The 24,761-nt window shown below is 47.5% G+C and carries 29 protein-coding genes; 14 read left to right on the forward strand and 15 right to left on the reverse strand.

The features are described 5' to 3' along the window. Positions 1–44: 44 nt before the first annotated feature. Together ACFVS2_RS18605 and ACFVS2_RS18610 are read right to left on the reverse strand one after the other, a co-directional pair. Positions 45–1,448, reverse strand: a complete 1,404-nt coding sequence (locus tag ACFVS2_RS18605; RefSeq protein WP_390236418.1) for a sensor histidine kinase — start codon at positions 1,446–1,448, stop codon at positions 45–47. Beyond that, on the reverse strand, positions 1,445–2,122 hold the full coding sequence (locus tag ACFVS2_RS18610) for a response regulator transcription factor (RefSeq protein ID WP_173618083.1): 678 nt from the start codon (positions 2,120–2,122) through the stop codon (positions 1,445–1,447). Before ACFVS2_RS18610 ends, ACFVS2_RS18605 begins: the two co-directional genes overlap by 4 nt. 155 nt (positions 2,123–2,277) lie before the next feature. On the opposite strand from ACFVS2_RS18610, the gene ACFVS2_RS18615 reads away from it, so the two are divergent. Then, positions 2,278–2,814: a superoxide dismutase family protein gene (locus tag ACFVS2_RS18615; RefSeq protein ID WP_390236420.1), complete on the forward strand. Its 537-nt coding sequence runs from the start codon at positions 2,278–2,280 to the stop codon at positions 2,812–2,814. Between the two features lie 63 nt (positions 2,815–2,877). Here ACFVS2_RS18615 and ACFVS2_RS18620 read toward each other — a convergent pair whose 3' ends face one another. Both ACFVS2_RS18620 and ACFVS2_RS18625 read right to left on the reverse strand, forming a co-directional pair. Beyond that, positions 2,878–3,723 (reverse strand): 1,4-dihydroxy-6-naphtoate synthase, encoded by an 846-nt coding sequence (locus ACFVS2_RS18620; protein WP_173618085.1) that lies wholly within the window; start codon positions 3,721–3,723, stop codon positions 2,878–2,880. After that, positions 3,720–4,382: a futalosine hydrolase gene (locus tag ACFVS2_RS18625; RefSeq protein WP_173618086.1), complete on the reverse strand. Its 663-nt coding sequence runs from the start codon at positions 4,380–4,382 to the stop codon at positions 3,720–3,722. Before ACFVS2_RS18625 ends, ACFVS2_RS18620 begins: the two co-directional genes overlap by 4 nt. Positions 4,383–4,531: 149 nt before the next feature. Between ACFVS2_RS18625 and ACFVS2_RS18630 the strand changes: the two genes are divergently transcribed. Continuing rightward, entirely contained in the window at positions 4,532–5,317 is a 786-nt protein-coding gene (locus ACFVS2_RS18630; protein WP_390236424.1) for a class I SAM-dependent methyltransferase, read from the forward strand. 53 nt (positions 5,318–5,370) lie between these two features. Here the strand turns inward: ACFVS2_RS18630 and ACFVS2_RS18635 are convergent, their stop codons facing one another. Then, positions 5,371–5,733: a VOC family protein gene (locus ACFVS2_RS18635; RefSeq protein ID WP_390236427.1), complete on the reverse strand. Its 363-nt coding sequence runs from the start codon at positions 5,731–5,733 to the stop codon at positions 5,371–5,373. Between the two features lie 205 nt (positions 5,734–5,938). On the opposite strand from ACFVS2_RS18635, the gene ACFVS2_RS18640 reads away from it, so the two are divergent. From ACFVS2_RS18640 to eutH, 3 genes are all read left to right on the forward strand, one after another. After that, on the forward strand, positions 5,939–6,538 hold the full coding sequence (locus ACFVS2_RS18640) for a nitroreductase family protein (protein WP_390236430.1): 600 nt from the start codon (positions 5,939–5,941) through the stop codon (positions 6,536–6,538). Positions 6,539–6,786: 248 nt separating this feature from the next. Then, on the forward strand, positions 6,787–6,987 hold the full coding sequence (locus tag ACFVS2_RS18645) for a cold-shock protein (protein WP_007725380.1): 201 nt from the start codon (positions 6,787–6,789) through the stop codon (positions 6,985–6,987). A gap of 375 nt (positions 6,988–7,362) precedes the next feature. Then, on the forward strand, positions 7,363–8,637 hold the full coding sequence (gene eutH / locus ACFVS2_RS18650; RefSeq protein WP_390236433.1) for an ethanolamine utilization protein EutH: 1,275 nt from the start codon (positions 7,363–7,365) through the stop codon (positions 8,635–8,637). Positions 8,638–8,677: 40 nt separating this feature from the next. On the opposite strand, the gene ACFVS2_RS18655 is transcribed toward eutH, so the two are convergent. After that, a complete protein-coding gene (locus ACFVS2_RS18655; protein WP_390236436.1) occupies positions 8,678–9,322 on the reverse strand; it encodes a DUF2625 domain-containing protein in 645 nt (214 codons plus the stop codon). A gap of 245 nt (positions 9,323–9,567) precedes the next feature. Next, positions 9,568–10,053, reverse strand: a complete 486-nt coding sequence (locus ACFVS2_RS18660; RefSeq protein ID WP_390236438.1) for an SRPBCC family protein — start codon at positions 10,051–10,053, stop codon at positions 9,568–9,570. A 242-nt stretch (positions 10,054–10,295) separates the two neighbouring features. Here ACFVS2_RS18660 and ACFVS2_RS18665 point away from each other — a divergent pair, with 242 nt between their 5' ends. Together ACFVS2_RS18665 and ACFVS2_RS18670 are read left to right on the forward strand one after the other, a co-directional pair. After that, a complete protein-coding gene (locus ACFVS2_RS18665) occupies positions 10,296–11,177 on the forward strand; it encodes a YitT family protein (protein WP_173618092.1) in 882 nt (293 codons plus the stop codon). Positions 11,178–11,470: 293 nt separating this feature from the next. Beyond that, a complete protein-coding gene (locus ACFVS2_RS18670) occupies positions 11,471–11,965 on the forward strand; it encodes a GNAT family N-acetyltransferase (RefSeq protein WP_390236441.1) in 495 nt (164 codons plus the stop codon). A 54-nt stretch (positions 11,966–12,019) separates the two neighbouring features. Here ACFVS2_RS18670 and ACFVS2_RS18675 read toward each other — a convergent pair whose 3' ends face one another. Continuing rightward, positions 12,020–13,759, reverse strand: coding sequence for a sensor histidine kinase (locus ACFVS2_RS18675; protein ID WP_390236444.1), 1,740 nt, complete (start codon positions 13,757–13,759; stop codon positions 12,020–12,022). Next, positions 13,756–14,472: a response regulator transcription factor gene (locus tag ACFVS2_RS18680; protein WP_390236447.1), complete on the reverse strand. Its 717-nt coding sequence runs from the start codon at positions 14,470–14,472 to the stop codon at positions 13,756–13,758. Before ACFVS2_RS18680 ends, ACFVS2_RS18675 begins: the two co-directional genes overlap by 4 nt. Positions 14,473–14,580: 108 nt before the next feature. Here ACFVS2_RS18680 and ACFVS2_RS18685 point away from each other — a divergent pair, with 108 nt between their 5' ends. From ACFVS2_RS18685 to ACFVS2_RS18695, 3 genes are all read left to right on the forward strand, one after another. Further along, positions 14,581–15,294, forward strand: coding sequence for an ABC transporter permease (locus ACFVS2_RS18685; protein WP_390236450.1), 714 nt, complete (start codon positions 14,581–14,583; stop codon positions 15,292–15,294). Further along, positions 15,294–16,214: an ABC transporter ATP-binding protein gene (locus ACFVS2_RS18690; protein WP_390236453.1), complete on the forward strand. Its 921-nt coding sequence runs from the start codon at positions 15,294–15,296 to the stop codon at positions 16,212–16,214. The genes ACFVS2_RS18685 and ACFVS2_RS18690 overlap by 1 nt, the downstream gene beginning before the upstream one ends. 217 nt (positions 16,215–16,431) lie before the next feature. Beyond that, the gene (locus tag ACFVS2_RS18695) at positions 16,432–16,617 is read left to right on the forward strand and encodes a hypothetical protein (RefSeq protein WP_173618097.1); all 186 of its coding nucleotides are present in this window, start codon (positions 16,432–16,434) and stop codon (positions 16,615–16,617) included. Positions 16,618–16,689: 72 nt separating this feature from the next. On the opposite strand, the gene ACFVS2_RS18700 is transcribed toward ACFVS2_RS18695, so the two are convergent. After that, positions 16,690–17,394 carry an HAD family hydrolase gene (locus tag ACFVS2_RS18700; RefSeq protein WP_390236457.1) on the reverse strand — a complete coding sequence of 235 codons (705 nt, stop codon included), beginning with the start codon at positions 17,392–17,394 and terminating at the stop codon, positions 16,690–16,692. Between the two features lie 100 nt (positions 17,395–17,494). On the opposite strand from ACFVS2_RS18700, the gene ACFVS2_RS18705 reads away from it, so the two are divergent. Then, complete coding sequence (locus ACFVS2_RS18705; protein WP_173618099.1) at positions 17,495–17,791, forward strand: hypothetical protein; 297 nt, start codon at positions 17,495–17,497, stop codon at positions 17,789–17,791. Positions 17,792–17,796: 5 nt separating this feature from the next. On the opposite strand, the gene ACFVS2_RS18710 is transcribed toward ACFVS2_RS18705, so the two are convergent. Beyond that, positions 17,797–18,207 carry an acyl-CoA thioesterase gene (locus ACFVS2_RS18710; protein ID WP_173618100.1) on the reverse strand — a complete coding sequence of 137 codons (411 nt, stop codon included), beginning with the start codon at positions 18,205–18,207 and terminating at the stop codon, positions 17,797–17,799. A gap of 140 nt (positions 18,208–18,347) precedes the next feature. Here ACFVS2_RS18710 and ACFVS2_RS18715 point away from each other — a divergent pair, with 140 nt between their 5' ends. From ACFVS2_RS18715 to ACFVS2_RS18725, 3 genes are all read left to right on the forward strand, one after another. Then, the gene (locus ACFVS2_RS18715) at positions 18,348–18,803 is read left to right on the forward strand and encodes a DinB family protein (protein ID WP_390236461.1); all 456 of its coding nucleotides are present in this window, start codon (positions 18,348–18,350) and stop codon (positions 18,801–18,803) included. Next, positions 18,800–19,318 (forward strand): GNAT family N-acetyltransferase, encoded by a 519-nt coding sequence (locus ACFVS2_RS18720; RefSeq protein WP_390236464.1) that lies wholly within the window; start codon positions 18,800–18,802, stop codon positions 19,316–19,318. The genes ACFVS2_RS18715 and ACFVS2_RS18720 overlap by 4 nt, the downstream gene beginning before the upstream one ends. Positions 19,319–19,464: 146 nt before the next feature. Beyond that, a complete protein-coding gene (locus ACFVS2_RS18725; protein WP_390236467.1) occupies positions 19,465–20,424 on the forward strand; it encodes a DMT family transporter in 960 nt (319 codons plus the stop codon). Positions 20,425–20,489: 65 nt separating this feature from the next. Here ACFVS2_RS18725 and ACFVS2_RS18730 read toward each other — a convergent pair whose 3' ends face one another. The 4 genes from ACFVS2_RS18730 to ACFVS2_RS18745 all read right to left on the reverse strand — a co-directional run bounded on the left by ACFVS2_RS18730 (position 20,490) and on the right by ACFVS2_RS18745 (position 24,607). Beyond that, positions 20,490–21,509 (reverse strand): S66 family peptidase, encoded by a 1,020-nt coding sequence (locus ACFVS2_RS18730; protein WP_390236469.1) that lies wholly within the window; start codon positions 21,507–21,509, stop codon positions 20,490–20,492. 437 nt (positions 21,510–21,946) lie between these two features. Then, positions 21,947–22,318, reverse strand: a complete 372-nt coding sequence (locus tag ACFVS2_RS18735; RefSeq protein WP_173618105.1) for a hypothetical protein — start codon at positions 22,316–22,318, stop codon at positions 21,947–21,949. 154 nt (positions 22,319–22,472) lie between these two features. Then, complete coding sequence (locus ACFVS2_RS18740; RefSeq protein ID WP_390236471.1) at positions 22,473–23,909, reverse strand: sensor histidine kinase; 1,437 nt, start codon at positions 23,907–23,909, stop codon at positions 22,473–22,475. Then, positions 23,909–24,607 carry a response regulator transcription factor gene (locus ACFVS2_RS18745; protein ID WP_390236473.1) on the reverse strand — a complete coding sequence of 233 codons (699 nt, stop codon included), beginning with the start codon at positions 24,605–24,607 and terminating at the stop codon, positions 23,909–23,911. The genes ACFVS2_RS18740 and ACFVS2_RS18745 overlap by 1 nt, the downstream gene beginning before the upstream one ends. Positions 24,608–24,761 lie beyond the last annotated feature (154 nt).

A 24,761-nucleotide genomic window follows, 5' to 3' on the forward strand; every position in this document is an offset into this window, starting at 1 on the left:
AAACATCCCCAATTATTTTTAGTGAGATGTGGATCGGTTGAAATTCACTGACGAAGCGGCACAAAAACAGTCACAGTCGTCCCTTTCTGCTCCACACTCTGAATTGTTATGCTGCCGTTGTAACGCGCAAGCAATCGTTTGGCGATGGCAAGCCCCAGTCCATATCCGCTCTCCCCGCTGTTTCTGGCTTTGTCTACCCGATACAATCGATCCAAGACATACGGCAAATCCTGCTCAGGTATGCCGATTCCTTCATCTATGATTTCCATACAGGCTACATTTTCTTGCACCATGGCCCTCACGCAGATTCTCCTGCTCTCCCCGGAATACTTGACCGCATTATCCAAAAGGATCAGTAGCACTTGCTCCAGATGTTCTTCTGATATGGCAAGGATTTTTCCAGCCAAAGACCCTAGTTCTTGCTCGATCGTAAATGTCGGCTGAATCGTGGCGAATTTCTTGATCATGTGACAGACAGCCTGATCCGGATTATGGAGCGCGACATCCTCTTCGATCTCCACATGCTCAGCTCTCGTCAAAACGAGCAGCTCCTGCACCAGTCCTTTTAGTCTGGCGAGCTCTTGAATCGAAGTCTGCAAGGATTCCTCCAAAACAGCTGGATCATTTTTTCCCCAACGCCGCAGCATTCCCAGATGCCCTTCGATAATCGCGATTGGCGTCCGCAGCTCATGTGAGGCATCTTCGACGAATTGTCTCTGCTGCAAAAAGGACCGCTCCACCTGATCCATCATTTTATTGAACATTTTCATCAAGGTCGCAATCTCATCCTGATTATCGTGAAACTGCACGCGTTCATGGAATCCTTTTTGCCGGACGTTGCTCATCGTTTCATTCATCGATTGCAGAGGCCTAAGCAACTGCCGCGCGAGCAATCTGCCACCGAGACCGCTTATGATCACAGCGGTCAAGCACCCAATTGCCATGACCTGAAAGAGCGCACCACTCAATTGCTCAAACTCTTTCATATTCTTCAGAATCATGACTGTCCCGTTAAATTGAAAGATCGTAAGAGGACTGCTCATGATCAACAAGTCACCACGCACTTCTTGGGTCTGGGTGCGAATCGACTGAACAGGCGGAAGCGGTGGCAGTGTGATATCTTGAAAGTTTTCCGAGACAACGACAATCGGTTTACCCTCTTCGTCCAGAATGCGAATCATCTGGTTTCGTTGATTGATTTTCTCCAGGAAGCTGCGTAGCTCTGTGAGGTCCTCCCCCTCAAAAGATTGCTCTTTTTCCAGCGTGTAGTTGAGGAACTCTCGCATCGTCTGTTGCACAACCTGTTGTTCCTGATTAAACATCCACTTCTCTACAAAAAAATATTGGAAGCTATTATAGCCAATGAATACGAGAAAAAGCAGAAGTGACGACCAGAGTGTCAGCTTCCATTTGATCGGGAGCTTTAAGAATCTCGATGGTCCGCTCATTTTCGCATCACATAGCCAATCCCACGTACAGTCGAGATAAAGCTGTCCTCATTGGGAGAATCGATTTTATTGCGCAAATACCGAACGTACACATCGACAACATTGGTCTCGACAGCCGCCTCGAATCCCCACACGGTATCGAGTAGCACCTCGCGAGGCAGGACTCGATTGATGTTTTTCATGAACGTCACGAGCAAGTCATACTCTCTTTTGGTCAACTCAACAGGTTGATTATTTTTGGTGACGATACGTCCCTCCATTTGGACTACCAGCCCTCGGTGCGCGAGCATGGTTCGGGGGACATTCTCCTGCTCTTCCTGACGGCGAAACACAACGCGTATGCGTGCCAACAACTCCTCGATCGCGAATGGCTTCGGAATATAATCATCGGCCCCACTGTCCAAGCCTGAGACACGGTCCGTAATACTGTCTCTTGCTGTCAGCATAATAATCGGCGTTTTTTTCACGCTACGAATTTTTTGACAAACCGCAATACCATCAAGCCCCGGAAGCATGACGTCCAATAATATGACATCCCATTCTTCCTGTAAAGCGAGCTCGAGTCCTTTATGTCCATCATGCGCGACTGTAATCGCAAACGATTCGTAGCGCAGCTCCAGCTCAATAAATCGGGCCATATTGATCTCATCTTCTATTAGCAGCACTCTTTTCACGTTTTGCCCACCCTTTTGCCCATGCCGGGGAATTCCACCTGATTGTAGATGAAAATAATTATCAGCGTCAATGTTCTCCTACGCAGCCCAGTAACCATGCGCCCACTACTTACATAAGATATGTCAAACTGGATCATGAACGAAGGTGGTGTAACATGTACGGATATCAACCTTATGAATACCCATATGAATATGACTTACGAGCTGTGTCCTCACAGCATGGGCGGAGAACAGGACAATCTTTTGCCGAAATTCAAGGCGGTCCACTGGCGCCGAATCTGAATGGATATGTTGTGTTTACCGATGTCCCCTACGGTACCGATGTGTTCGTGGAAGTCAGCGGTCTCCCCGCTTTCCAGCCAGCCGCTGGCAATCAACCGCAAATCGGGCCATTTGGTTTTCATTTGCATGAGCATGGCGTCTGTACGGTAGGAAATCCGAATGATCCCTTTACCACAGCAGGCAGTCACTGGAACCCTACGCATCAGCCACATGGCAACCACGTAGGCGACTTCCCCGTGCTGTTTTCCAATGACGGCTATGCACGAATGACTTTTTTCACAAACAAAATCAGTGCAGCAGATGTGGTCGGCAAAAGCGTGATCATCCATCAAAGTCCTGATGACTTCCATTCGCAACCGGCAGGAAATAGCGGAAAACGACTGGCATGTGGATTGATCTACGCTGGCTAACGCTTCACTCGAACAGGAAAAGGGGGCAGCCCTGTAAGCTACCCCCTCCCATTATTAATTCAGCTATCGCCGTAATGTCGACAAATCAAATGCTGGTACAAGCCCTTCCTCGGCTGCACGACCGAGCAACGCCTCAACAGCTGCATAACCATCGTTACCCAAATTTCTCGTAAACTCATTCACGTACAAGTTAATATGCGCTTGCGCTACCTCCAGAGACAGCTCTTGGGCATGGGACATGACATATTCTTGTGATGCGGTCGGATTCGCCCATGCATATTCCACAGAGGAGCGCGTCCAATTGGTCAGAGCCTCGATGTCCATTGATTTTTTCGCGATAATGGCCCCCAACGGAATTGGCAAATTAGTATCAGACTCCCACCAGTTGCCCAAGTCAGTCATAAGAGACAGCCCGTAGTTTTGATACGTGAAACGCGCCTCGTGGATCACGAGTCCCGCATCGATCTTGCCGTCACGTACAGCAGGCATAATCTCATGAAACGGCATGACGACGATCTCCCCTACACCACCTGGGACATTTTGTGCAGCCCAGAGCCGGAACAGTAAATAAGCTGTGGAGCGCTCACTCGGCACTGCTACAGTTTTGTTGGACAGGCGTGCTGGATCGTTCGCACTCTCACCAGAATTTCCTTGGGTCAAAACGAGTGGCCCGCAGCCTCTGCCCAGTGCACCGCCGCAAGGGAGCAACGAGTAGTTGTCCATCACCCATGGCAATGCCGCATAGGAGATTTTCATTACTTCAGGGCCTTCCCCCTGTGCAGCAAGTGTATTCGTAATATCGATATCTGCGTACATAATATCGAGCTTTGGCGCTCCCGGAATCAAATCATGTGCCCAAGCATGAAAAACAAAAGTGTCATTCGGACATGGTGAAAACGCAATTTTCATGATAGTACCTCCCGTAGTACAGAGCTTCCCTTTTCCAGAGATTCCAACGCATCTTTTATCCGCCAAGCTGATTTATCCCGCGGTCCAATTGCATTCGATACCGTGCGAATTTCCAGAACAGGTCGTCTGGCAGCCTGGGCAGCAGTCGCAACGCCATACCCCTCCATCGCTTCTGCTAGCGCGTCTGGCATCCGCTGTGCCAAAGCCGCCGCTGTTTCCGCTGTGCCCGTCACAGTCGATAGTGTAAGTACAATGCCTTTTTTGGCGGTCAAGCCTGCTGCCCTCATTGCTTCCGTTGCCCTTTCGACCAACTCCTGATCGACACTTACCCGAGCTGATCCAAATCCGAGCTCGTCCACACTACAAAAGCCCTCAGGCGTTTCTGCCCCCAAATCCGCACAAATAATCTCTGTCGCGACAACGAGCGACCCAATCTCTGCTTGTCCCACGAATCCGCCGCATATTCCTGCACAAATGACCAGATCGTAGTCCGCGCAAGCAAGCGCTCTGGCTGTACTCGCTGCGGCGGCTGCTGGTCCTACTCCCCCAGCGATAACTGTGAAACGCTCATCCCCTTGAATACCGCGCATCACTGCATCCCGTTCTGCGTCAACGGAGGTCACGATCAGAATGCTTCTATATTGTTGTGACAAAATCATTTGCCCTGGCTCCTTTCAACCGCTTTCCCTCTTCCACGTTATCGCTACTTTTCGTTCGTGTAAAGCCGTTTAAAGAGTTTGTCAAAAGACAGGAAAATTATTACAATGGAACCTGCTGTGCATTTTCGTTAGATAAGAGGTGACCGATTATGCTTCATCCACCGAATCCGAACACCCATCCCGACTGGCTCGCCCCCCATTCTTTGGCCTGGTACACTCAGCTGGGTGAAATGACTGGTGAATACGTATACCCGTGGCGCTCTACCATTACGGAACCGAATGGCGAGTCGCTTTTTATGGAAGAAATTAGTCGCATGGTTCCGAATCAATCCGTTCTCGATATCGGCTGCGGGCACGGCGCATTCACACTGCACTGGAGTCGTTCTGCCAAAGAAATTGTCGGCTTGGATGTGACAGAAAATTTTGTGCAGAAGGCCCGTACACAAACACCCGCAAACGTTTCCTTCGTTGTCACCAATACGAAATATACCTTCCCTTTCCATGACGATACGTTCGATTGCGCCTACAATCGCAAGGGACCTACCTCCGCCTATCCAGATGTAGCACGCGTCGTCAAAAGAGGAGGCTCATTCATCGGATTACATCCGAGCGATCAGTTGTCCGCCGAATTATTCGAATGGTTTCCTCATTTATTTGGTTCACGTCCAGTAGACACTCCGATCCTACAAAATCTGCAGGAGAGACTCAGACAAGCTGCTTTCCAGCGAGTGGATATTCAGACGGTGATCGCCACCGAGTATTATCAGACCCCGCTCGATGTCATTCGCATGCGTTGCTTCGGGCAAAGCCCCACTATTCTCACGTCCACCATCGAACAACACATGGAGAGTGTTATGCCGATTTTTGACCACTATGCGACTTCTGACGGTCTGCCAACTACGCATATGTATTACCTCGTTCGCGCGATTGTTTGATTCTTCCTGTTAAAAAACCTCTAGCCGTATTTGGCCAGAGGTCGTCACTACGCTTATCCTTTTAGCAAATAGCTGTTGCCATCTTCATCCTGAAAAGTCGCATAGGTCCCCCACTGCATCTTGTTCAGTTCTCCTTGAAAAACAACACCGTTCGCGCGCATCGTTTCGTACGTCTTTTCAATTTCTGTACATTCAAAAACGATCGAGGCTTTTTGTTCCTGCCAGTTGCTCATCATACTTTTCGGATAGAGTACCAAAGCAGTCTGGGCACCTGCTGGTCCTACCTCCAGCCAACTGCTGTTTGGTCCCATCGGGTGCTCTTGCTTGACTTCAAATCCAACCTTTTCTGTCCAGAACACTTTTGCGTGTTGTTGATCTTCTACGTAAACAGCTACCGTTGCCATTTTGGTAATCATGATATCCTCCTTACTAACTCGAACCTGATCATCCCATTTTAACCGAAAAAAAGTATACTTATCGCTATCAGCATACCCAAATGTTGACAGTAGTTGCACATGAATTTATATTTAATTACGAAATGTAAGGAACAAAACATTGAATAAGCTTCTCCCTTTCAATGCATCATGTTAGTGTAAAAACAAGTTGCAGGAGGAATGCAGAGTGGGTAAGGATTTTATTGCAGCTGTAAAAGACAGAAGAACGTACTATGGGATCAGCAAAGAAAATGTTGTATCTGATGAGCGCATTAAAGAAATCGTTCAGGAAGCAGTAAAGTATACACCATCCTCATTCAACTCCCAAAGCGCTCGCGTTGTTGTCCTCTTGGGTGCGGAGCACGATAAGCTATGGAACATTACCAAAGAAACCTTGCGTAAAATCGTTCCCGCTGAAAATTTCGGGGCCACGGAAGAAAAAATGAATGCCTTCGGTAGCGGCTACGGCACTGTTCTTTTCTTTGAAGACCAGAGCGTCGTCGAAAACCTCATGCAGCAATTCGCAGCGTACAAAGATAATTTCCCGATTTGGTCCGAGCAATCTTCCGGTATGCTTCAATATGTTGTGTGGACTGCGCTGGAAATCGAGGGCTTCGGTGCTTCCTTGCAGCATTACAATCCACTCATCGATGAAGAAGTCCAACAAGCATGGAAGATCCCTAGCACATGGAAACTGAGAGCACAAATGCCTTTTGGCAAACCAACCGCTCAACCAGGTGAAAAACAATTCCAATCGTTGGATGAGAGAGTGAAGTTCTTTTCCTAAGTAACATTTTGCTCCATGTTCGTAATGGACGGCTCAGAGATTTCCTACTCGGGCCGTTCTTTCGTTTATTGAGCGATTGCTTTCCTCTATCGTCTGTGATAGTATTAGCTTAAACAAAAGATTCTTATTTAAAGCGTTCACATATTGTAAAGGGTTTACACTTATGTTTGAACCTTTTGCAATGTGTGAATTTTATTTTATATAAATAAAAGTTACATATTCATTTTATTTTGTTGGAGGTAACACCCATGCAAACAGGTACAGTTAAATGGTTCAACGCAGAAAAAGGTTATGGCTTCATCGCAGTTGAAGGCGGTAACGATGTATTCGTTCACTTCAGCGCAATCCAAGGCGACGGTTTCAAAACCCTCGAAGAAGGCCAACGCGTTGAATTCAACGTGGTTGAAGGCAACCGTGGTCCACAAGCTGAGAACGTAACAAAACTGTAAATTACACATAAAGCTGCCCTTGCGAATAACAAGGGTGGCTTTTTTTTCCAGCTATTTTTCCTCACAAAATTCGTTCTTTGTTCCTAAAGAGCAGTTGACATTAGCCATGCCTCCCCATATAATCACTTTATAATGCAGAGTAAAGCAACGGCGCTTTCTAGCATAAGTTTTAAAATGTACACAACGAAATAAACGCGACTTGCCTTTTTCGTTTATTTTTAGCGAGCTATGAAAGCGGTTCCAGTTGGTTGTTATTGACATTACCTGTAAACAAAAGTTCATACGAAATAAGCAAAGGCGCTTAGGGTATATCTCATTCATTCATGAGATCCTAAGTGCTTTTATTGTTTACATCCGCAAAAAGGTGGGATATCCATGGAGCACATTGGAAGCGTCATTATTTACATCATCATGTTATGTGCAGTAATTGGTGCCATTGCCGCGATCCGCAACAGCGATGAGGGTCTCGGTAAGGAGTTCATGGAAGGGATTCACTCAACAGGTTACATCTTCGTTCCTGCTGCCGGTATTATGGCGTCCCTCCCGTATATCTCTTGGTTCGTAGAAAAAGCGGTATCACCCATCTTCAACAAAATTGGAGCAGATCCTGCGATTGCGGCAACTGCGATTCTCGCATCTGACATGGGCGGCTATCAGTTGGCAAACCTCCTGAAAACCTCCACGGAAGGTTGGATTATGGCGATGATCGTCGGTCTGATGGCCGGTGCTACAATCGTGTTCTCCATCCCAATGGGTCTTGCTATGTTGGACAAGCGCGACCATAAATACATGGCGCTTGGCGTAATGTCCGGTATTTTGACAGTTCCGATTGGTGCTTTTATCTCCAGTGCCATTCTTGTTTTGACAAATGCAGAGGTTCGCAATGAAATCTCGACAAACGCTGAATCCACTTATGCTTTTGCTATTGGTTTCGGTCAGGTACTGTTGAACCTTTCACCAATTTTGTTCTTCGTATTAGCGATTGCTGCTGGTCTGCGCTTCCTGCCAGACTTGATGATTAAAGGCTTCATGATTTTCGGAAAGACAATGGATGCAGCTATCAAGCTCGTACTCGTATTCTCGATCGTGCAACACTTTACTGGCATCTTCACGAAGATTTTCGGAGCTTGGGGCTTCGATCCGATCATCGCCGATCCAACCGATCAATACCGTGCGTTGGAGACCGCTGGTTACATCGGTATCATGCTCGCAGGTGCGTTCCCAATGGTATACATGCTGCGTAAATATGCAGCGAAGCCGCTCGAAGTATTGGGTAACAAGCTGGGCATGAGCCCTTCTGGTAGTGCAGGCTTGCTCGCGACTAGCGCGAACATCCTGGCGATGTTCCGTCTCATTCGTTCCATGCCGCCGAAAGACAAAGTTATCAACATTTCCTTCGGGGTTTGTTCAGCTTTCTTGCTGGGTGACCACTTGTCCTTCTCGGCTAACTTCCAACCAAACATTATCTTGCCAGTCATGATTGGTAAATTGGGTGCAGGTATTATCGGTATTGCTTTTGCTTACTGGCTCTCCGTTCCAAAAGCACTTGAACTGGAAAAACAAGATCGTGCTGCGGGAATTATCGGTCCAGACGAGTACTTGGATCATCATAATAGCGCGCAAGCTGAAGTTGCAGCAACCAAACAATAAAAGCAAAAGAGCGGTCCTTCGTGGGCCGCTCTTTTTTCTTCTATACAACTTTCTGATTCATCTCCCAAATTTCCCATGCAGGAACCGGCTTTTTTGAGCACCCCTCCATCGTTAATTCACGCGCTTCTTTTGACCACAAAAAAGGATAGATCGCGAACATTTCATCGCCTTTTAGCTTGGAAACGTCCTTCTCCCAATCCTTCCAGAAAAATGTCGCATAAAACGTATGGATATCCCCCGTCATTGCCCAGTTCAAAAAGTCGGTATAGCCAATTTCAAGGTCTTCCCACGCAAGACTGTCCGGAGCGAAATACCATATACCGCCTATCGAATCCGGAAACATTCCACCATTAATCGCAAAGAACCCTCCTATGACATCGTCTGCTACCAACAACATCTCGTTCAAGGCACATTGCTGATTCCAAGAAGTGATGGAACGAGGTAAATGAGGATGGCCGGACCCTAGAATCCGTAGCCATCCTTGGTGAATCAGAATCCCACCTGTTTCGAAAGCAACAGCACCTAAAGTTGACCTCGTTGTTACTTGTAAATCAACAAGCTGTTTTTTCCCTTTCTCCTGTTCAGACGGCAGAAGGGTAATCTTTCGGTCTGATGCTGACTGCCATTTTTTTATTTCTTCTATCGCTGAATCCTCTTCGCAGTACAATTCCTCGAAGCTTTTCATTTCAGCCTCCACTCCAAAGTTAGTGGCGCGGCGCCCACAAGATGACGCTCACTCCGATCAGGCAGATGATAGCACCCACAGGCGGCATATACCCGCCCGAAGGAAGGGACGCTTGGAAGCGCATGTTTTCTCTTTTCCTAGCAAAACGAGAAGGTGCATAGATCACTTCTATTATCTGATTGTCTCTCATAGTCTGTATATGTAATCATCACATTAGCTCGCCATGACGGACAAATCCTCAAATTCTACCCTTGATGAACAGCCTGGGGAGAGCAGCACAGATCTCCTTTGCCGGATTCAAGTGCAGATTTCAGGCTCCCCAAAACATGAGACCAAGCCATTTCGTGCCAGCCCCGAGCCTTTTCCCACTCCTCTCCCTCTTTCCAACCGAAATGCTCGACCAATACTTGCGTTTTCCCCTCTGCTTCAGACAAGGTGACAAGCACGTAAGTCAAGGCATCCTCGTGATTCATGGTATCTGCAAATTCATCCGGTCCCTTCCATGTAAAGCCCAAGCGCTCCTTCGGTTCAAAATGGGTAATGATGCACCCTTTCGTCCCTATCTGGTCGCGATTGGTTGGATTGAAGTACAATTCGTACGCTCCACCCAGATACGGCTCAATCGTTGCATCAGGCGCAAACCACTGAACAAGCCGTTCCTTTCGTGTCCATGCCCACCAAACCAGCTCTATAGATGATGATACTTCTATCTCCGCTTTCAAGAAACCCATTGTGCTTCCCCCCAACTATTTTCCTAACAGTTTGAAAATAGCAATTTCTGTATAACCAGTCAATACAGAACACTCGCTGTACTCAACATTCACGCCTGAACGAGATTTCAAGCGTATTAATGAGTCTGAACAAGTCTGAATGGAATAATTTTTACTAAAAAGTGTAATTATGCAGTAATCGCATAAGAATGAATGCTATAATAGCTAAGTAAGTAAAAAATTTCACAATGGGGAGAGGAACGATGGAACAACCACTTGCAAAATCGGCTCATCAGAAATTACCCATTGGAAAATTGCTCAAGAGGGTCTTCGGTATCCTGATTGGTGCTTCCCTGTTTTCGGTAGCACTCGAGATTTTTCTCGTACCGAACAATATTATCGACGGTGGAATCGTAGGTATCTCGATTATTACCTCGCATCTATCTGGGTTGCCTCTTGGCGTTTTCCTTTTCGTGCTTAACTTGCCCTTCTTAATCATAGGGTACAAGCAAATCGGAAAAACGTTTGCACTCTCGACCCTCTTTGGGGTTACGATCATGTCAATTGGAACGACACTCCTTCACCCTGTCAAAGGGCTAACGGATGATCCCCTGCTTGCAGCTGTTTTTGGCGGCATACTTCTCGGGATTGGTGTAGGACTCGTTCTTCGTTATGGAGGCTCTCTGGACGGTACAGAGATCGTCGCTGTACTGCTTAACAAGAAATCTCCGTTCTCCGTTGGTGAGATCGTTATGTTCATGAACTTATTCATTTTGAGCAGTGCCGGATTTGTATTCGGTTGGGATCGCGCGATGTACTCGCTGATCGCCTACTACATTGCATTCAAAATGATCGATCTGACCATCGAAGGCTTCCAGGAGTCTAAAGCGGTATGGATCATTAGTGACAATCACAAGGATTTGGGAGATGCGATTGTTGCTCGTCTGGGCCGTGGCGTTACCTATTTGAATGGTGAGGGCGGCTATACTGGAGACGACAAGAAAGTAATTTTCTGCATCATTACGCGATTAGAAGAAGCCAAGCTGAAGCTGATCGTAGAAGAAGTTGACGAGAATGCCTTCTTGGCTGTCGGTAATATTCACGATGTACGTGGCGGGCAGTTTAAGAAGAAAGCGATTCATTAAAGGGAAAAAAAGTGTACCCTATAGAGTGGGCGTTTGGGAACGTCTGTCTATAGGGTATTTTTTTGTATGTACGTATGAAAGGAAGTCCCTTTTACAGCAAATTCGGCTACAAATTTTCTTTTAAAAGAAGAAAACCCCAAAGGAGTAATTAGATACTCGATTGGGGTGTAACCATCTCGAGCAAAATGAACGCTCGTGTGAGGTTCTGTAAAGAAGTGTATTCCATATGTTTCCACAACTTAAAAAATAGAGTACGATACTCGTATATCTCATGGAAAAAGGAGGTTTTCTCAGTGAATCAAGCATTCTCGATAGAACGAGTTTCTTTTGAACAGAAGCACGCTCTCAAGCAACTGTTGGAGCTGTATACGTACGACTTCACTGAGTTTGAGCCTTTCGAAGTAGATGACGACGGCTTGTTTGGCTATGACTATTTTGAGAAGTATTGGGTCGAACCAGAACGCCATCCCTTTTTCATCAAAGTAAATGGTAAGCTAGCCGGGTTTGTCCTCGTCCGCATGCTCACAAGCCCTGATCCAGATTTGCCATCAATCCACTCCATTGCTGAATTTTTTATCATGAAGCGCTACCGTCGACTGGGGATCGGAAAAGCGGCCTCCCATCAAATCTTCAAAATGTTCCCGGGTGCCTGGGAAGTCTTTCAATTGGAAAACAACATGCCTGCCATCGGCTTTTGGCGTGCCAGCATCCGCGATTACACAGCCACTCTCTATCAAGAGCGTCAAGAGGATGGCAAAGTCATACAAACATTCCTTTCGAGACCATAGCAGAAAAAAGCCAAGGGACAGCGCAAATCCCTTGGCTTTTATTAAGAAAACTAACTAGCTGGTGACCGCAGGAAAGGGCATCACGACAACAGTTCCGCTACCCAGCTTGCTCTCCACCGTAATCTCTCCCCCGTGAGCCAAGACAAGCTGCTTAGCTATCGCCATGCCCAGCCCCGTTCCACTGGTATTCTCTCCTGTATGCCCACCTCGGTAGTATCTTTCGAACAGATTGGCCAGCGTCGTCTCATCCATACCCGGCCCATTGTCCGCAATTTTGACCACAAACTGATCGGCTGCAATCGACTGTACCTCTACGAGCACGTGTGTGCCTGCCGGGGTATACTTGATCGCGTTTGTCAAAATGTTGACGATGATGCGGCGAAACCAGATTGGATCAACCTCGGCCGTTATCGATTGGACATTCGCCGAAAATTCGATGTCATGCAAAGAAGAGCTCGGATCGTTCACCATATCCACCACAATCCTGCGAATGGTTTCTACAATCGCGACAGGTTGTTTGACCATCGGCAAAGCTTGGTTCTTAAGTCGATAGGTCAAATTCAAATCCTCAATCAGCCCGTTCATGTAGTCTGACTTTTCCCGTATCGTTTTCCCAAATTCGCTGACTTCTTTTCTGTCCCACTCATACTGTTCGGACTCCAAAAAGGTAGCATAACCGTAAATCGAGCTCAGCGGTGTCTTGAGATCATGGGAGAGCCCGGTAATCCATTCCTCTCGCGTCTGCTCGATCTCTTGCTGAAGCTTTTCATTGGAACGCAAGGTTTCACTCAGATGCCGGAGAGCGTCAAACACATCCTTGAACACACGAAATGACTTCTTTTCTTTCCCGCGCCAATTCCTTCCGATTGGTTTCCCTTTTTTCCCGATGGGCTCCTCATAGCGGCCTTGGGCCAGTCGTTCCAGCCAATTCACCATATGCAAGAGCGGCTTGCCTACTCGCCACGCATACCAGCTGCCTGCGAATAAAACGACTAGGATCAAAAGAATACCGATCTGGAGGAACGTTTGCTTGACCATGGCATCCTCAGACGTCTCTTGGACACCAGACTGATAGGTTAGATTTGGAGTGCCCACTACGTATGTCAAATCGCTATTTTTGTCATATCTACTAGTGATATGAACAGGAACATTTTTGGCTGTCTCACCATTAAGAAGAACTTCCGCCATGTCTAACTGGGTGGAAGCGTTTGGGTGATTCCATTGATGGATGAGTTTCCCCGCACGATCGTATACCAAGTACCATGCCTTTTCCCGGGAAAAGTTATTGTTCAACTCATCCCATGTCTCCTTGCTCGTTCCCGTTTTTGCTGCGATCAGGCGCTTCATCATTTCTTTTTCGGGAGCGGGTGTTCCATAAAGGATGATAATGTTCTCGTCAAATTGGTTAATGACCCAATGTGTAATGTGATAACGAGAAGCATCGCGATTTTCTACATAAGCGATCCACTCCCCTGGCCCAAATTGACTGGGAACATCAGCAGGTGTCCGATAGTTGTACAGGATTTTTCCGTGCTTGTCGATGATCTGCAACCAGCCTTGATGTCTCGCCACGCTCTTCTCGATTTCCGGATTGACGTGAATACGCTCCCCCTCGTAATCAATCTTCAACGTCAAATCAGACGCATCCAGCCTGGACAAATCGATGGACAATTGCTCGTTCATGATCCGCCAGCCTAACCCCAGCATCGCGATAATCAGAAATAGCAGCAAGACGAGGAGAAACCCGAACAGTTGTCGGACATATTGAAAGATCAGCTTGTTCCGCAAATTCATGACTGTCTTGCCGGACTAACCAGCTTGTAGCCCAGCCCTCTCACCGTGACCAGGAGCTTTGGCTGTCCCGGATTTTCTTCTATACGCTGGCGCAGCTTGTGAATGTGCACCATGACTGTATTTTCATCAAACATCCCGTACTCGTCTTTCCATACATGATCGTAAATTTGTTCTTTCGTAAATACCCGGTTCGGATTCTGGCAGAAAAAGACGAGCAATGAAAATACTTGCGCCGGGCAGTCCACTCGTTCTCCGTTCACGAACAGCTCGGCTGCCTCCACATTTACTTGAAAACGTCCAAAATCAAAGCGCTTTTCTTCCTGGGCTGGAGCAGATCCCCCCAAGGTTCTGCGCAGATGAGCCTTCATCCGGGCAACGATCTCTAGTGGATGAAATGGCTTCGTTATGTAATCATCCGCTCCATACGCGAATCCGCTTAATTTATCAAAATCCGTGCCCTTTGCTGTCAGAAAAAAGATCGGTGCCTTCGTTCGCTGGCGCACGGCTCCGCACAGCTCAAATCCATTTTTATCAGGCAGCATGACATCCAGAATCAACAGGTCGTATGTCTTCTCCTCCACGAGACGAATCGCCTCTGCTGCTGTCGTACATGTATCGATCTGGACAAAGCCTTCCTTTTTCAGCACTGTTTGAAGCATCTGCAAAATCGCTTCTTCATCATCTACCAGCAGGATTCTTGCTTCTTTCTCCATATCCCTTCCCTCCCTTGCTGTCATTCATTCTACCATGAGAAACGATGCCAACAAAAAAGATAAGGAAATGGTAAGGTAGCGTTTTAGTAGGGGAAAGGTCTGGCCATTATGATGAAGAAGAAAGGAGCGGATTCACCTATGTGGGCTATTTGCCAACACGAATTTTTTCGGTTGTTTAAAAGTATCAAATCGTTAATTACCGTTGCCTTTATCGTCGGCATCTCGTACTTGGTTTCTGACCTCGTCAATCAGGCAGCAAGCTTTCTCCCACAACAGGAGCTGGCGCAGGGACACGCGCTTGGTATCTTTGTACTCATCATGCTGTTCGGGCCCTTGTTTGTATTCAGCCTGTCTCATGATGTCATAAATCGTGAGCTAGCGGGCAGGACGATTCGCTTTCTTGTCACCCGGACTTCACGCAATCAGATCATTTTAGGGAAATTTCTCGGCGTCGCGTTCTTCTGGCTAACCTGCATGATTATTACGTTTGGCGTAGTTTTCGCCACCGTGCAAACGTTTGACGCGAAGACCTTTTACCTCTGCGTATCCCTGCTTATCTATTGCATCTCACTGGCACTGCTGCTTTCGCTCGTGATACCTCGCCCCAGCTACACGATGTTTTTGGGAATTGTGATCGCACTGATCTTGCCGGGTCTCGGACTGTGGAGCACCTTCTCCAGTCACCCAGCAGCAGCATGGATTAAATATTTGACACCCTTTTCATTTATGGAAAAAGGCGGCGCCTGGACCGGCTTCATTTGGCTCTATGCAGCAGCTTTCCTGATCGCTTCTATGTACCTATTCCGACGGAGGGATTGTTAATGGCAATGATCGAGACCATACAGTTGAACAAGCGCTTTGGCAATCGCACGGTCGTGAATGACGTCAGTCTTACTGTGCACAGCGGGGAGATTTTCGGATTCCTCGGTCGAAACGGCGCAGGTAAATCGACCTTTATCAATATGCTGACAGGCATTCTGATTCCGACTGCGGGCACCATTCGCATGTTTGGAGAAGATGCCCATACAGAGGGATGGAAAAAACGAATTGGCGTACTGCCAGATTACTCCACCTTCTACGACCATTTATCTCCTGCGGAGCACCTGCACTATTTCGCTCAGGTAAAAGGCGTCACACTGACAAAGGAAGAATGCATGCGCATCCTGACAGACGTTGAGCTTGAGGAGCATGCATCCCGCAAAGCCAAAACCTTTTCCTTCGGGATGAAAAAGAAGCTGGGTATTGCCCAAGCATTAGTCGGAGACCCGGAGCTCATCTTCCTTGATGAACCTACTTCTGGCGTAGACGTCGAATCAGGCCTGCATATTCAAAATTTGCTGCGCAAGCTCCATCAACAAGGAAAAACGATCTTCATGACCTCGCACAATTTGAATGAAGTCGAGAAAATCTGTACCCGGATCGCTATCATGAAAAGCGGAAAAATCAGTTCACTCGGCACACTCGATGAGCTGCAAGCTGCCCATCAGGCATGGCGATCTGTGCATGTGCGTCACTCGGCTTTTGCTACGGAGGATTCTGGAAACCTGCGCACCTTTATTGAGTCCCTCGGGCGCAATACGATTTGGGAAGACGGTCGTCTCTCGATCCAGGTCGATGATGATCAAAAAGTGGCCACTCTCGTTCGTGCTCTTGTTCAGGCACGCGTGGATATTTATGGCGTGAACGTTGAAGTCCCTTCGCTCGAACGAATTTTTATGGGGGAAGAGTCTCATGATGCTTAATCTCGTTTTTGCCCTGCTCCTATCCGGGATGCTGCTTTTCAACATCTCGATAGGAAAAAGCATGACCACCGGAAGTATGTCAATCACAATTGGCCTGATTGTCCTCAATCTCATCTTTTTCATCACAAAGTATAGGAAGAGTCAGCATGAAAAAATGAAAGATCAGGTTAGTAGATACGAACGATAATCAGGCTCATGTAAATGGGGGAAGATTCGCATGGCCAGTAGGTATCTGGAGTTTGCCATTATCCTGACAGGGATTTTGTTGTATAAAATCTTTTGGGGTAATCTTACACCGGGAGCTATCGGGATTTTAATTGGGCTGATTATTGTTACTCTCATCCTTTTCATGAGAAAGCAGTACGCAAAACGCCAGGAACAAAAGAAGCAAGAAAATATTTAGAAAAAAGCAGCTTGATTGCCACCGAAAACAGCCTGCAAGTTATGCGGCTATGGGGCAATGGGCTGCTTTTTTCTACAAGATTGCGAGAAGCTGATCCAGCCGTTCAATGACAGCGAGTGGCTGATGCTCGGAAGTAGGCTTCTTCCCTCGAGGATTGATCCAGACTGCTGAGAAGCCTGCGTCCATCGCGCCTGCTACATCTGCCTCCCACGTATCTCCAACGAACAGCACCTGCTTACTCTCAACACCGAGCTTTTCACGAACATGTTCATATATGCGTAGATCAGGCTTATGATGTCCGATCATTTCGGAGATAAACACCCGCTCCCGAGGAAAATACGTAGGCAATCCCAACCGCTCCAGCTTGATAAATGCCATATCGACAGGACCATTGGTGACAATCCCTAGTGTATGCTCTTCTGCCAACTTCGCAATGGTAGACTGAACAGTGGCATCTGGCTGGACTGCATCCATACATGCCACCTGATAGACGCGTTGAAAATCGTCGACCTGCTCCGCTTCAATCTGTCGGTTACATTCAGCCATGGCTCGCTGAAAACGCAACCTTCTGTATTGCGTAAAATCGTAGCGTTTGGCAATGACATCGACCCACAAATCATCTCCGTGGCGCCGCAGAGCCTCAAGAAATTTCTCTTGGTCTAGTTCTGCTGTAAGTGCATGGGTCGCAATCGTCTGCTGCATCCCTTTCTCCCAGCAAGCTAAAAAATCGAAGAGAGTGTCGTCGAGATCAAATAGGATTGTCGTAAATTTGGACATGGCTGGATTGCTTCCCCTTCCTTTTTTTCTTGCTGTTTTCATTGTGCATATGACTCTGTCTTTTGTTATGATCATTGTAACGGAAAAAGGAGGTGGAAACATGTCTAACGAAAAACTGGATATTTTGATAGAGGGTATGAATGAGTTGCGTCTGGTTGCTCATGCTCTTATGGATCGGCAGGACGAATTGGATGCCAAGATGGACGCTTTGACTATGGACGTTCACCTGTTAAAAGCCGACGTTGCCGAACTGAAGCAAGATGTTGCTGAGTTAAAGCAGGATGTTTCTGAGTTAAAGGAAGGTCAAGATCGCCATGAGCGTATCTTGGAGACATTGGCGCTGCGTGCTCTCGAATGGAATAATTTCCGCCGCGATTTCATTCGCAAGTCATCCTGATACCTTTAGCTTTTAGGCAATTCCACAAGCAGTGTCTCTTTCAACTCAACTGGCAAAGAAATAGACTGGCGTGTATTCGCATCGATCATGACCATTGTCACATCGGCGTCCGCCACTAATACATCTGCAGCGTTGTACAGCTCTTGGCGGATGACGAAGCTTTTTTCACCCACCTTGACCACCGTAGTAATCGCCGTTACCTCTTCACGCATCTTCAACTCTTTGCGGTAGTTAATGTTTATATTGACCACTACCGGCATGATCGCCCGTCGCCTCAATTCATCCAGCGTAAATCCTTGCTCCCATATCCACTCAAAACGCGCCCACTCCATGTACTCTAAATACTTGGCATTGTTCACATGTCCGATTACGTCAATATCAGTAGAACGAACAGTTAGATGATAGCGATGAGCCATCGTTCTCACTCCTTGTTTTTCTTCAGTATAACGAATTCAGGTAGCTGAGTGAACATTCATTCAAAATATTCCGAATGATCATGCTGTTCTTTCCTGAACTTTTTCCTATAATAAAAATAAACGCCAGAAAGGAAGATTGGATGTTCGAACAAGAACTATTGCCGACCTTGCAAACAGCTCGCTCCCGGTATCAGGATGCACTCGTCCATTTGAAAGAAGCCGAGCTTGGCAGGAAGCTGGCTCCGGGCTCCAATTCCATCGGATTTTTGATTCATCACATCGCGGAAGTTGAATATCGATTTTGTATGATGTTTTTCGGAAGAGCAATCCCGTCCGAAATCACCCTCACTACAATTGGACCTGTAAAGGATGAAGGAAATTTTACCAACTTGTCTACCTTGCTTGCTTTCAAAGATGCTGCCTACCATCACTTGCTGGATTCTTTGGCTGCCCTGCCAAAAGACGCGTGGGACATCCCCTGTGAAGCACCAATTGCCACGTTGACTCCCCGTCAGGCACTTGGTCGTCTGATCTATCATATGGGCTACCACGGCGGGCAGATTGGACTTATCCGCAAGTACGGAGGATCTCAATGAGTCTCATTCTGACAGGTGAGCGGCTCATCATTCGCGAATTGCTGCGCGAGGACTTACCCGACTTACTCGCCACCTACAACAGTAACCCAAGGTACAATCAGCTTCGAAACGGCACGAGCACAGTAAGTCTTGCTGAACTGCAAGCCGAATATGACGCCACGATAAGCATACCTTCCGGGCATTGGCTCGCCATTACTCGTGAAGGTACGATCATCGGAGTCATCCATATCGTCCTCTCCAGTGAACACGATCCAAAAAGCTGGATTAGTCTCTTGCTTCTGCATGCCGATTATCAGCAGCAGGGCTTTGGAAAAGAGGTAGTTACACTCATGGAAGCCTACTGCATCCAGCATGGTAGTCAGCATGTTCATCACGGTGTCATTGCGCATAATGAACCCGCTCTTCTTTTCTGGGGGCGGCTTGGCTATGAGCAGTATCGTCAGGTGGAGGCACCAGTCGGTCGGCTGACACAATCAGTGCTGCTGGTAGCCAAGTGGCTAACCCCTACAAAGTAAGGAGGTGAACGATATGAACCGTCGCCTTTTTGAAAATGATGTGCCCACCCTCCTCTCCTAGTCGGTGAGGAAGAGGTTCTCTTACTGCCTCCCGGCTACGGAATAACACTAGAATGATTAAATCATTATTCCGGGAGGGACTTGTTATGTCACAATCACAATGGAAGCAAATGTTTTTTGGGGCTGTCTGCCTAACTCTCGCCGCAGCGATCTGGGGCGGTGTTTATGTCGTCAGCAAGGTCGTGTTGGAAGTGATTCCACCGTTCACGCTATTGATTTTGCGCTTTTGCATTGCTTTAGTCGTGTTGGGGGCATTTACCGTTGCTCGCAAGGAGCGTGTCTCGAAAAAGGATTATCCTCTGCTGATAGTCATCGCCTTCGTCGGGGTCACGATCTCCATAGCCGCGCAATTTCTTGGTACCAAGCTGTCTACTGCCCACATGGGTGCATTGATTACCTCTGCATCACCTGCCTTTATTGCCATTTTTGCGGTCTGGCTATTAAAAGAACGCATCCATCTAAAGCAGGCAGCGGGTATTTTGCTAGCGACGATTGGTGTGATTATCGTCATCGGTGTTCCAGATCAAGCTGACGCCCAGTCTTCCCTGGCAGGCAACCTGATTTTGTTCGTAGCAGCGATTAGCTGGGGATTGTATACCGTTCTCAGTAAAAAGGCAACGCAGCGCTATTCGTCTCTGCTCGTCACTACCTACGTAGCATTGTTTGGCATCATCTTTACGAGTCCGCTTATGTTTTGGGAGCTGGCTGTCACGCCTATCTCCTGGCAATTTGGTTGGGAGATCTGGGCAGGTGTCCTCTATATCGGGATGATTTCTACCGCAGGTGCTTTTTATTTGTGGAACAAAGGCTTCGAGCTGATGCCCGCAGGGAGTGGGGCCGGATTCTTTTTTGTTCAGCCCATTGTCGGTGCATTTTTAGGCTGGCTGTTGCTGCATGAGCATTTGAGTGTCAGCTTTTTCGCTGGCGGCGCATTTATTTTCCTCGGTGTCGCCTTGTCCACTCTGCGTACACGTGAATCGGCCAAAAATAAGCGAGAAACGACGGTGGAACATCCTCTCCCCCAGTACAACGAGAAGCAAGGCTAAAAATCATGTTTGCGTACATGCTACGAGGGCTTCCCATTCGTTGGGAAGCCCTCGTTCTCTTATGCTTATGGACGAAAATATTGCCGTACGCTTCCTTTTTCGAAAGTCAGCTCCACTTCAGCAAATGCTCCATTAATAAACGTGATTTGCGGCGGCATATGCCCACAATCTACATCGTAAAGAACAGGGACTTGCAGCTCAGCAGCCAGCTCCTGATAGACGTCTTCCACCGTATAACCTTCGACCGCCTGATTCGCTGGACTGCGCCCAAACATGATCCCCGCACAATGATCGAACCATCCGGCCAGCTTCATTTGTACCAAAGATCTGCGCAGATCAGTCGTAGAAAGTTCACAGTTTTCCAAATACCAGATGATCGCTTCATTCCCGATCTGCTCTTTTTGAAACGTTTGTACGTCCCCATACGGTGTGCCGATCACATGCCGAATGCTATCGATACAGCCGCCAAGTAGCCGTCCCTGTATGTTTACGTGGGAAGTAGTCTCTGTGGTTTTCCATACAGTCGGTTCCGTTAGGTGAAAGATATGCGGCGAAGGATTCGTATGCTGCCATTCCTTTTGATACATCGGGGAAGAGTACTGCATGATCGACTCGCCCTTTTGCGTTGACAGAACCGTTTCCCACATGGCGGTCGTCTCATCCATTTCTGCTCCACGCAAATCCATCAGATTCGTCCCATGGGCCGTAGCCATCCCCGTTTTTAATGTAATCGCGAGCAACAGTACACTCACATCTGAATAGCCTAACACCCATTTGGGTTGCATGGACTGAAAATCAAGCTTGTCTAAAATCTCAATCAGCAGCTCGCCACCCCAGGGAGGAATGATGATATCGACGTCTACATCTTGCATCAAGGAGTTGAATTCGGCTGCGCGATTTGTGGCAGGAGCTGACTTGGCTTTTTCCTGTGTCCAGACTGTATTTTTGCAAACGATGGAATACCCCCTGCTCTCCATACGACTGCATGCCAGCCTGATTAGTTCATGCAAATACTCTGGTACACCTGATGATGGCGCAGTTACCCCTATAGTAGCGCCCTTTTTCAACGATGGATACGTGATCATGCTTCTCCCTCCCGCTCGCTATGTATGATTTTGGATAATCATACCACATACCACCAAGGCATTTTTCAAGCTTTCTGTATCACTATTGATTAAGAACATACTGGTTTTAAAAAGCTGCGAATGGAGAAGTGCATTTCCAGTCCTAGCGACTCTGGAGCCCACCCAGCTCTGAAATAAATGGCGGGGAATTTCAGCTTCACTTATGAAACCCTTCATGAAACTTCTACGTTTTGAAGCACTCCCGCCATTTATTTCGGAGCGGACAGTCCACACCCTCAGTAGGGCGTAGGCCGAAGCGTAGACTGGAAATGCACTTCTCATCACTACGGCTACTTTTCTTAGACAAAAAAAAAGACGGCCTATAGCCGTCATCAAGGTATATAAAACGGGAGGGAAGTAGAGGAGTTCAAACAAACGTGTTTCCAGTTCGTGAATGATTACTTCTTGCTGGCGTCAGTCGTTGTAGACTGTCCAGTGGAACCGCTGCTTTCGGTTCCCGCAGCACTAGGCGATCCAGTGCTGGTACCTGCATCAGAATTGGCATCTGTCGCAGGTGCTTCCGTAGACGAACCTGTACCCGTCGATGCATCAGAGCTGTCCGCAGACGCATCCGTTGTAGACTGATCTTGCGAAACCGAGCTATCGGTCGATTGTCCGCTATCAGTAGTGGAGGACCCCGGAGCGGTTTCGCTTGTCGTGCCCTCTGGTTGTGTCGCCGGTTCAGGAGTTCCTGTTGTGTCAGAGCAGGCAACCAAGCTGCCAGACAGGAGTAATGCGACAGTAGCAATGGAGAACCATTTTTTGTTCATGTTCATTCCCCTTTCATTCCTTGGCTTCGTGACCTTCTCGCTGTCACACCTATATCGTAACGGGCAAAGATAACCATTCTGTAAGAAAAGTGGGAAAAAACGATGATCAAAATATGAAAAAAGTATGACCATGATCATTTTGTCGGATCATGATCTAGTTCTCCGGCTTAATCCTTGGAAGCCAAATCGTAAAAGTACTGCCCTTCCCAGGCGTGCTCTCCACTCTGCATTTGCCATCATGCAGCTCTACCAGCTCTTTTACAATGGCGAGTCCAAGCCCTGTCCCTTTATTGTTCTTGGAACGTCCCCGATCCACTTTGAAAAAACGTTCCCAGATGCGATCCAGGTCATCTGCTGCAATTCCCATCCCTGTATCGATCACTTGAATCTGTACGTATTCCTCTTCCAGCGAAGCACGCATGCGAATTTCACCTGCAGCCGTAAACTTGAGCGCATTCTTCACCAGATTTTTCAGAATTTGCGCGATCCGATCCTTATCGGCATAAATTCTCGGCAGCTCGTCCTCTACCTCTACTCCCATGCGAAGCCCTTTTTCCTCTGCTTCTTGATGGAAGGAAAAAGCAACCCGATTCATGACATCTGCCACATCGACAGGGAACTTGGCCAGATTTACTTCGTTGTTCTCCAGCTTCATCAAGTCCATCAGGTCATCCACCAAGCGGTTCACTTGCATCGTTTCGGTGTACATCACAGCGTAATACTTCTGTCGCGCCTCTTCTTCCTCTACCAAGCCGTCTTGCAACGCCTCGAGAAAACCTTGGATCGCGGTGAGAGGCGTACGCAATTCATGGGAGACATTCGCCAAAAAATCATTGCGCACTTGCTCCAGATGATGACGCTCCTGCTCTACCTTCTCCAGCTTCTGTGCCATCGTATTGATCGTTTGCGCCAAGTCGTTGATCTCGTCAGACGTATCGACCTGGACGCGCTCTGCGTAATTCCCTCGACCAATTTCAGCCGCTGTTCTCTCAATGGTTCGCAATGGGCGGGAGATTGACCATGACAAATACGAAACCATGATCGTAGAAAGAAGCACCCCAAACAAGGTCGCCCACAGAATCGACTCGCGCATTTGGCCAAAGGTTTTCTCAATTCCTTCAATCGGCGCATGCAAAATAATTCCGCCATAGACGTTTTCGCCCTCGCCCCACGGGACGGAGACCGACAACATCGGGTCATCCAGACCTTCGATTTGCAGCTCGGTTACCGCGCTTTTTCCGTTTAGCACGTTACCCGCGATGGAAACTGCCACGGACTTGCCCGTAAGCATCTCATCCTTCATCGAAGTCGCGACAATTTTTCCTTCCGTATCAAATAACCAGATGCGGGTATCAAATGACTCATCCAGCATCGCCAGCTTGTCCAAAAGCCTTTTGTTTACTTCATTGCTGTTATGGATAGCGGCATTCACTTTTTTGGCCATCCGCAAAAGCTCTTCTTCTTTAGCATTGTAAATATACTCTTTCGTAAAAAAGGAGAGAACGATCCCTGTAATCCCTAGCCCCACCAAAACGGTAGCCAAAAAGCTGACCAGCAGTCTGCGGTAGATACTTTTCGACATGCCTAGCATCAGTTATCCACCCCAAACTTGTAGCCGATCCCCCAAACCGTTTGAATGCATTCATAAGGGAGCTTATCTAAACGCTGTCTGATCTTTTTAATATGAACATCGATCGTTCGAACATCGCCAAAATAATCAAAGCCCCACACTTGTTCCAGCAATTGCTCCCGCGACCATACACTTCCCGGCGATTTGACGAGTTGAACAAGCAGATCAAACTCCTTCGGGCGAAAGCTCACCTTTTCCCCGGCAACGATCACTTCCCGTTTATCCTGATCGATCGTCAATTGATCAAAAGCAAAGGTCCGAAGCACTGCCTCATCTTCTACTTTTGGCTTTGGCTGCAATCTGCGCATAATCGCGCGGATACGAGCAACGATCTCACGTGGACTAAACGGCTTCGTTACGTAATCATCGGCTCCAAGCTCCAAGCCGAGCACACGATCAAACTCCTCATCCTTTGCCGTCAGCATAATAATCGGTGTATCCCACTTCTTGCGGATTTCCCGGCATGCTTCAAAGCCGTCCAACTGCGGCATCATGACATCGAGAATGACCACATCCGGCTGTTCCTTTTCCATCATCTCAAGAGCTTCTCGTCCATCTGTTGCTGCGATGAGCTCGATTTGTTGTTTTTCAAAATAAAGGCGAATAATTTCGCGTACGTTTGGATCGTCATCGGCAACCAAGACTTTCATCGTGGACATAGCCAATAACCTCCCTTCTTTCAAAACGACATAGAATGAAACATGCCGTTCAGACAATTTACGTTTTTCCATGGTAACATACATCACCCGTGTTGTGGACGGATAGAAGTCCTACCCAGCTGGTAAAAGAAGGATAAAAGTTGTTTGCGACAAT

The sequence above is a fragment of the Brevibacillus sp. NPDC058079 genome, from assembly GCF_042885155.1.
In the GTDB taxonomy this organism is placed as follows: domain Bacteria; phylum Bacillota; class Bacilli; order Brevibacillales; family Brevibacillaceae; genus Brevibacillus.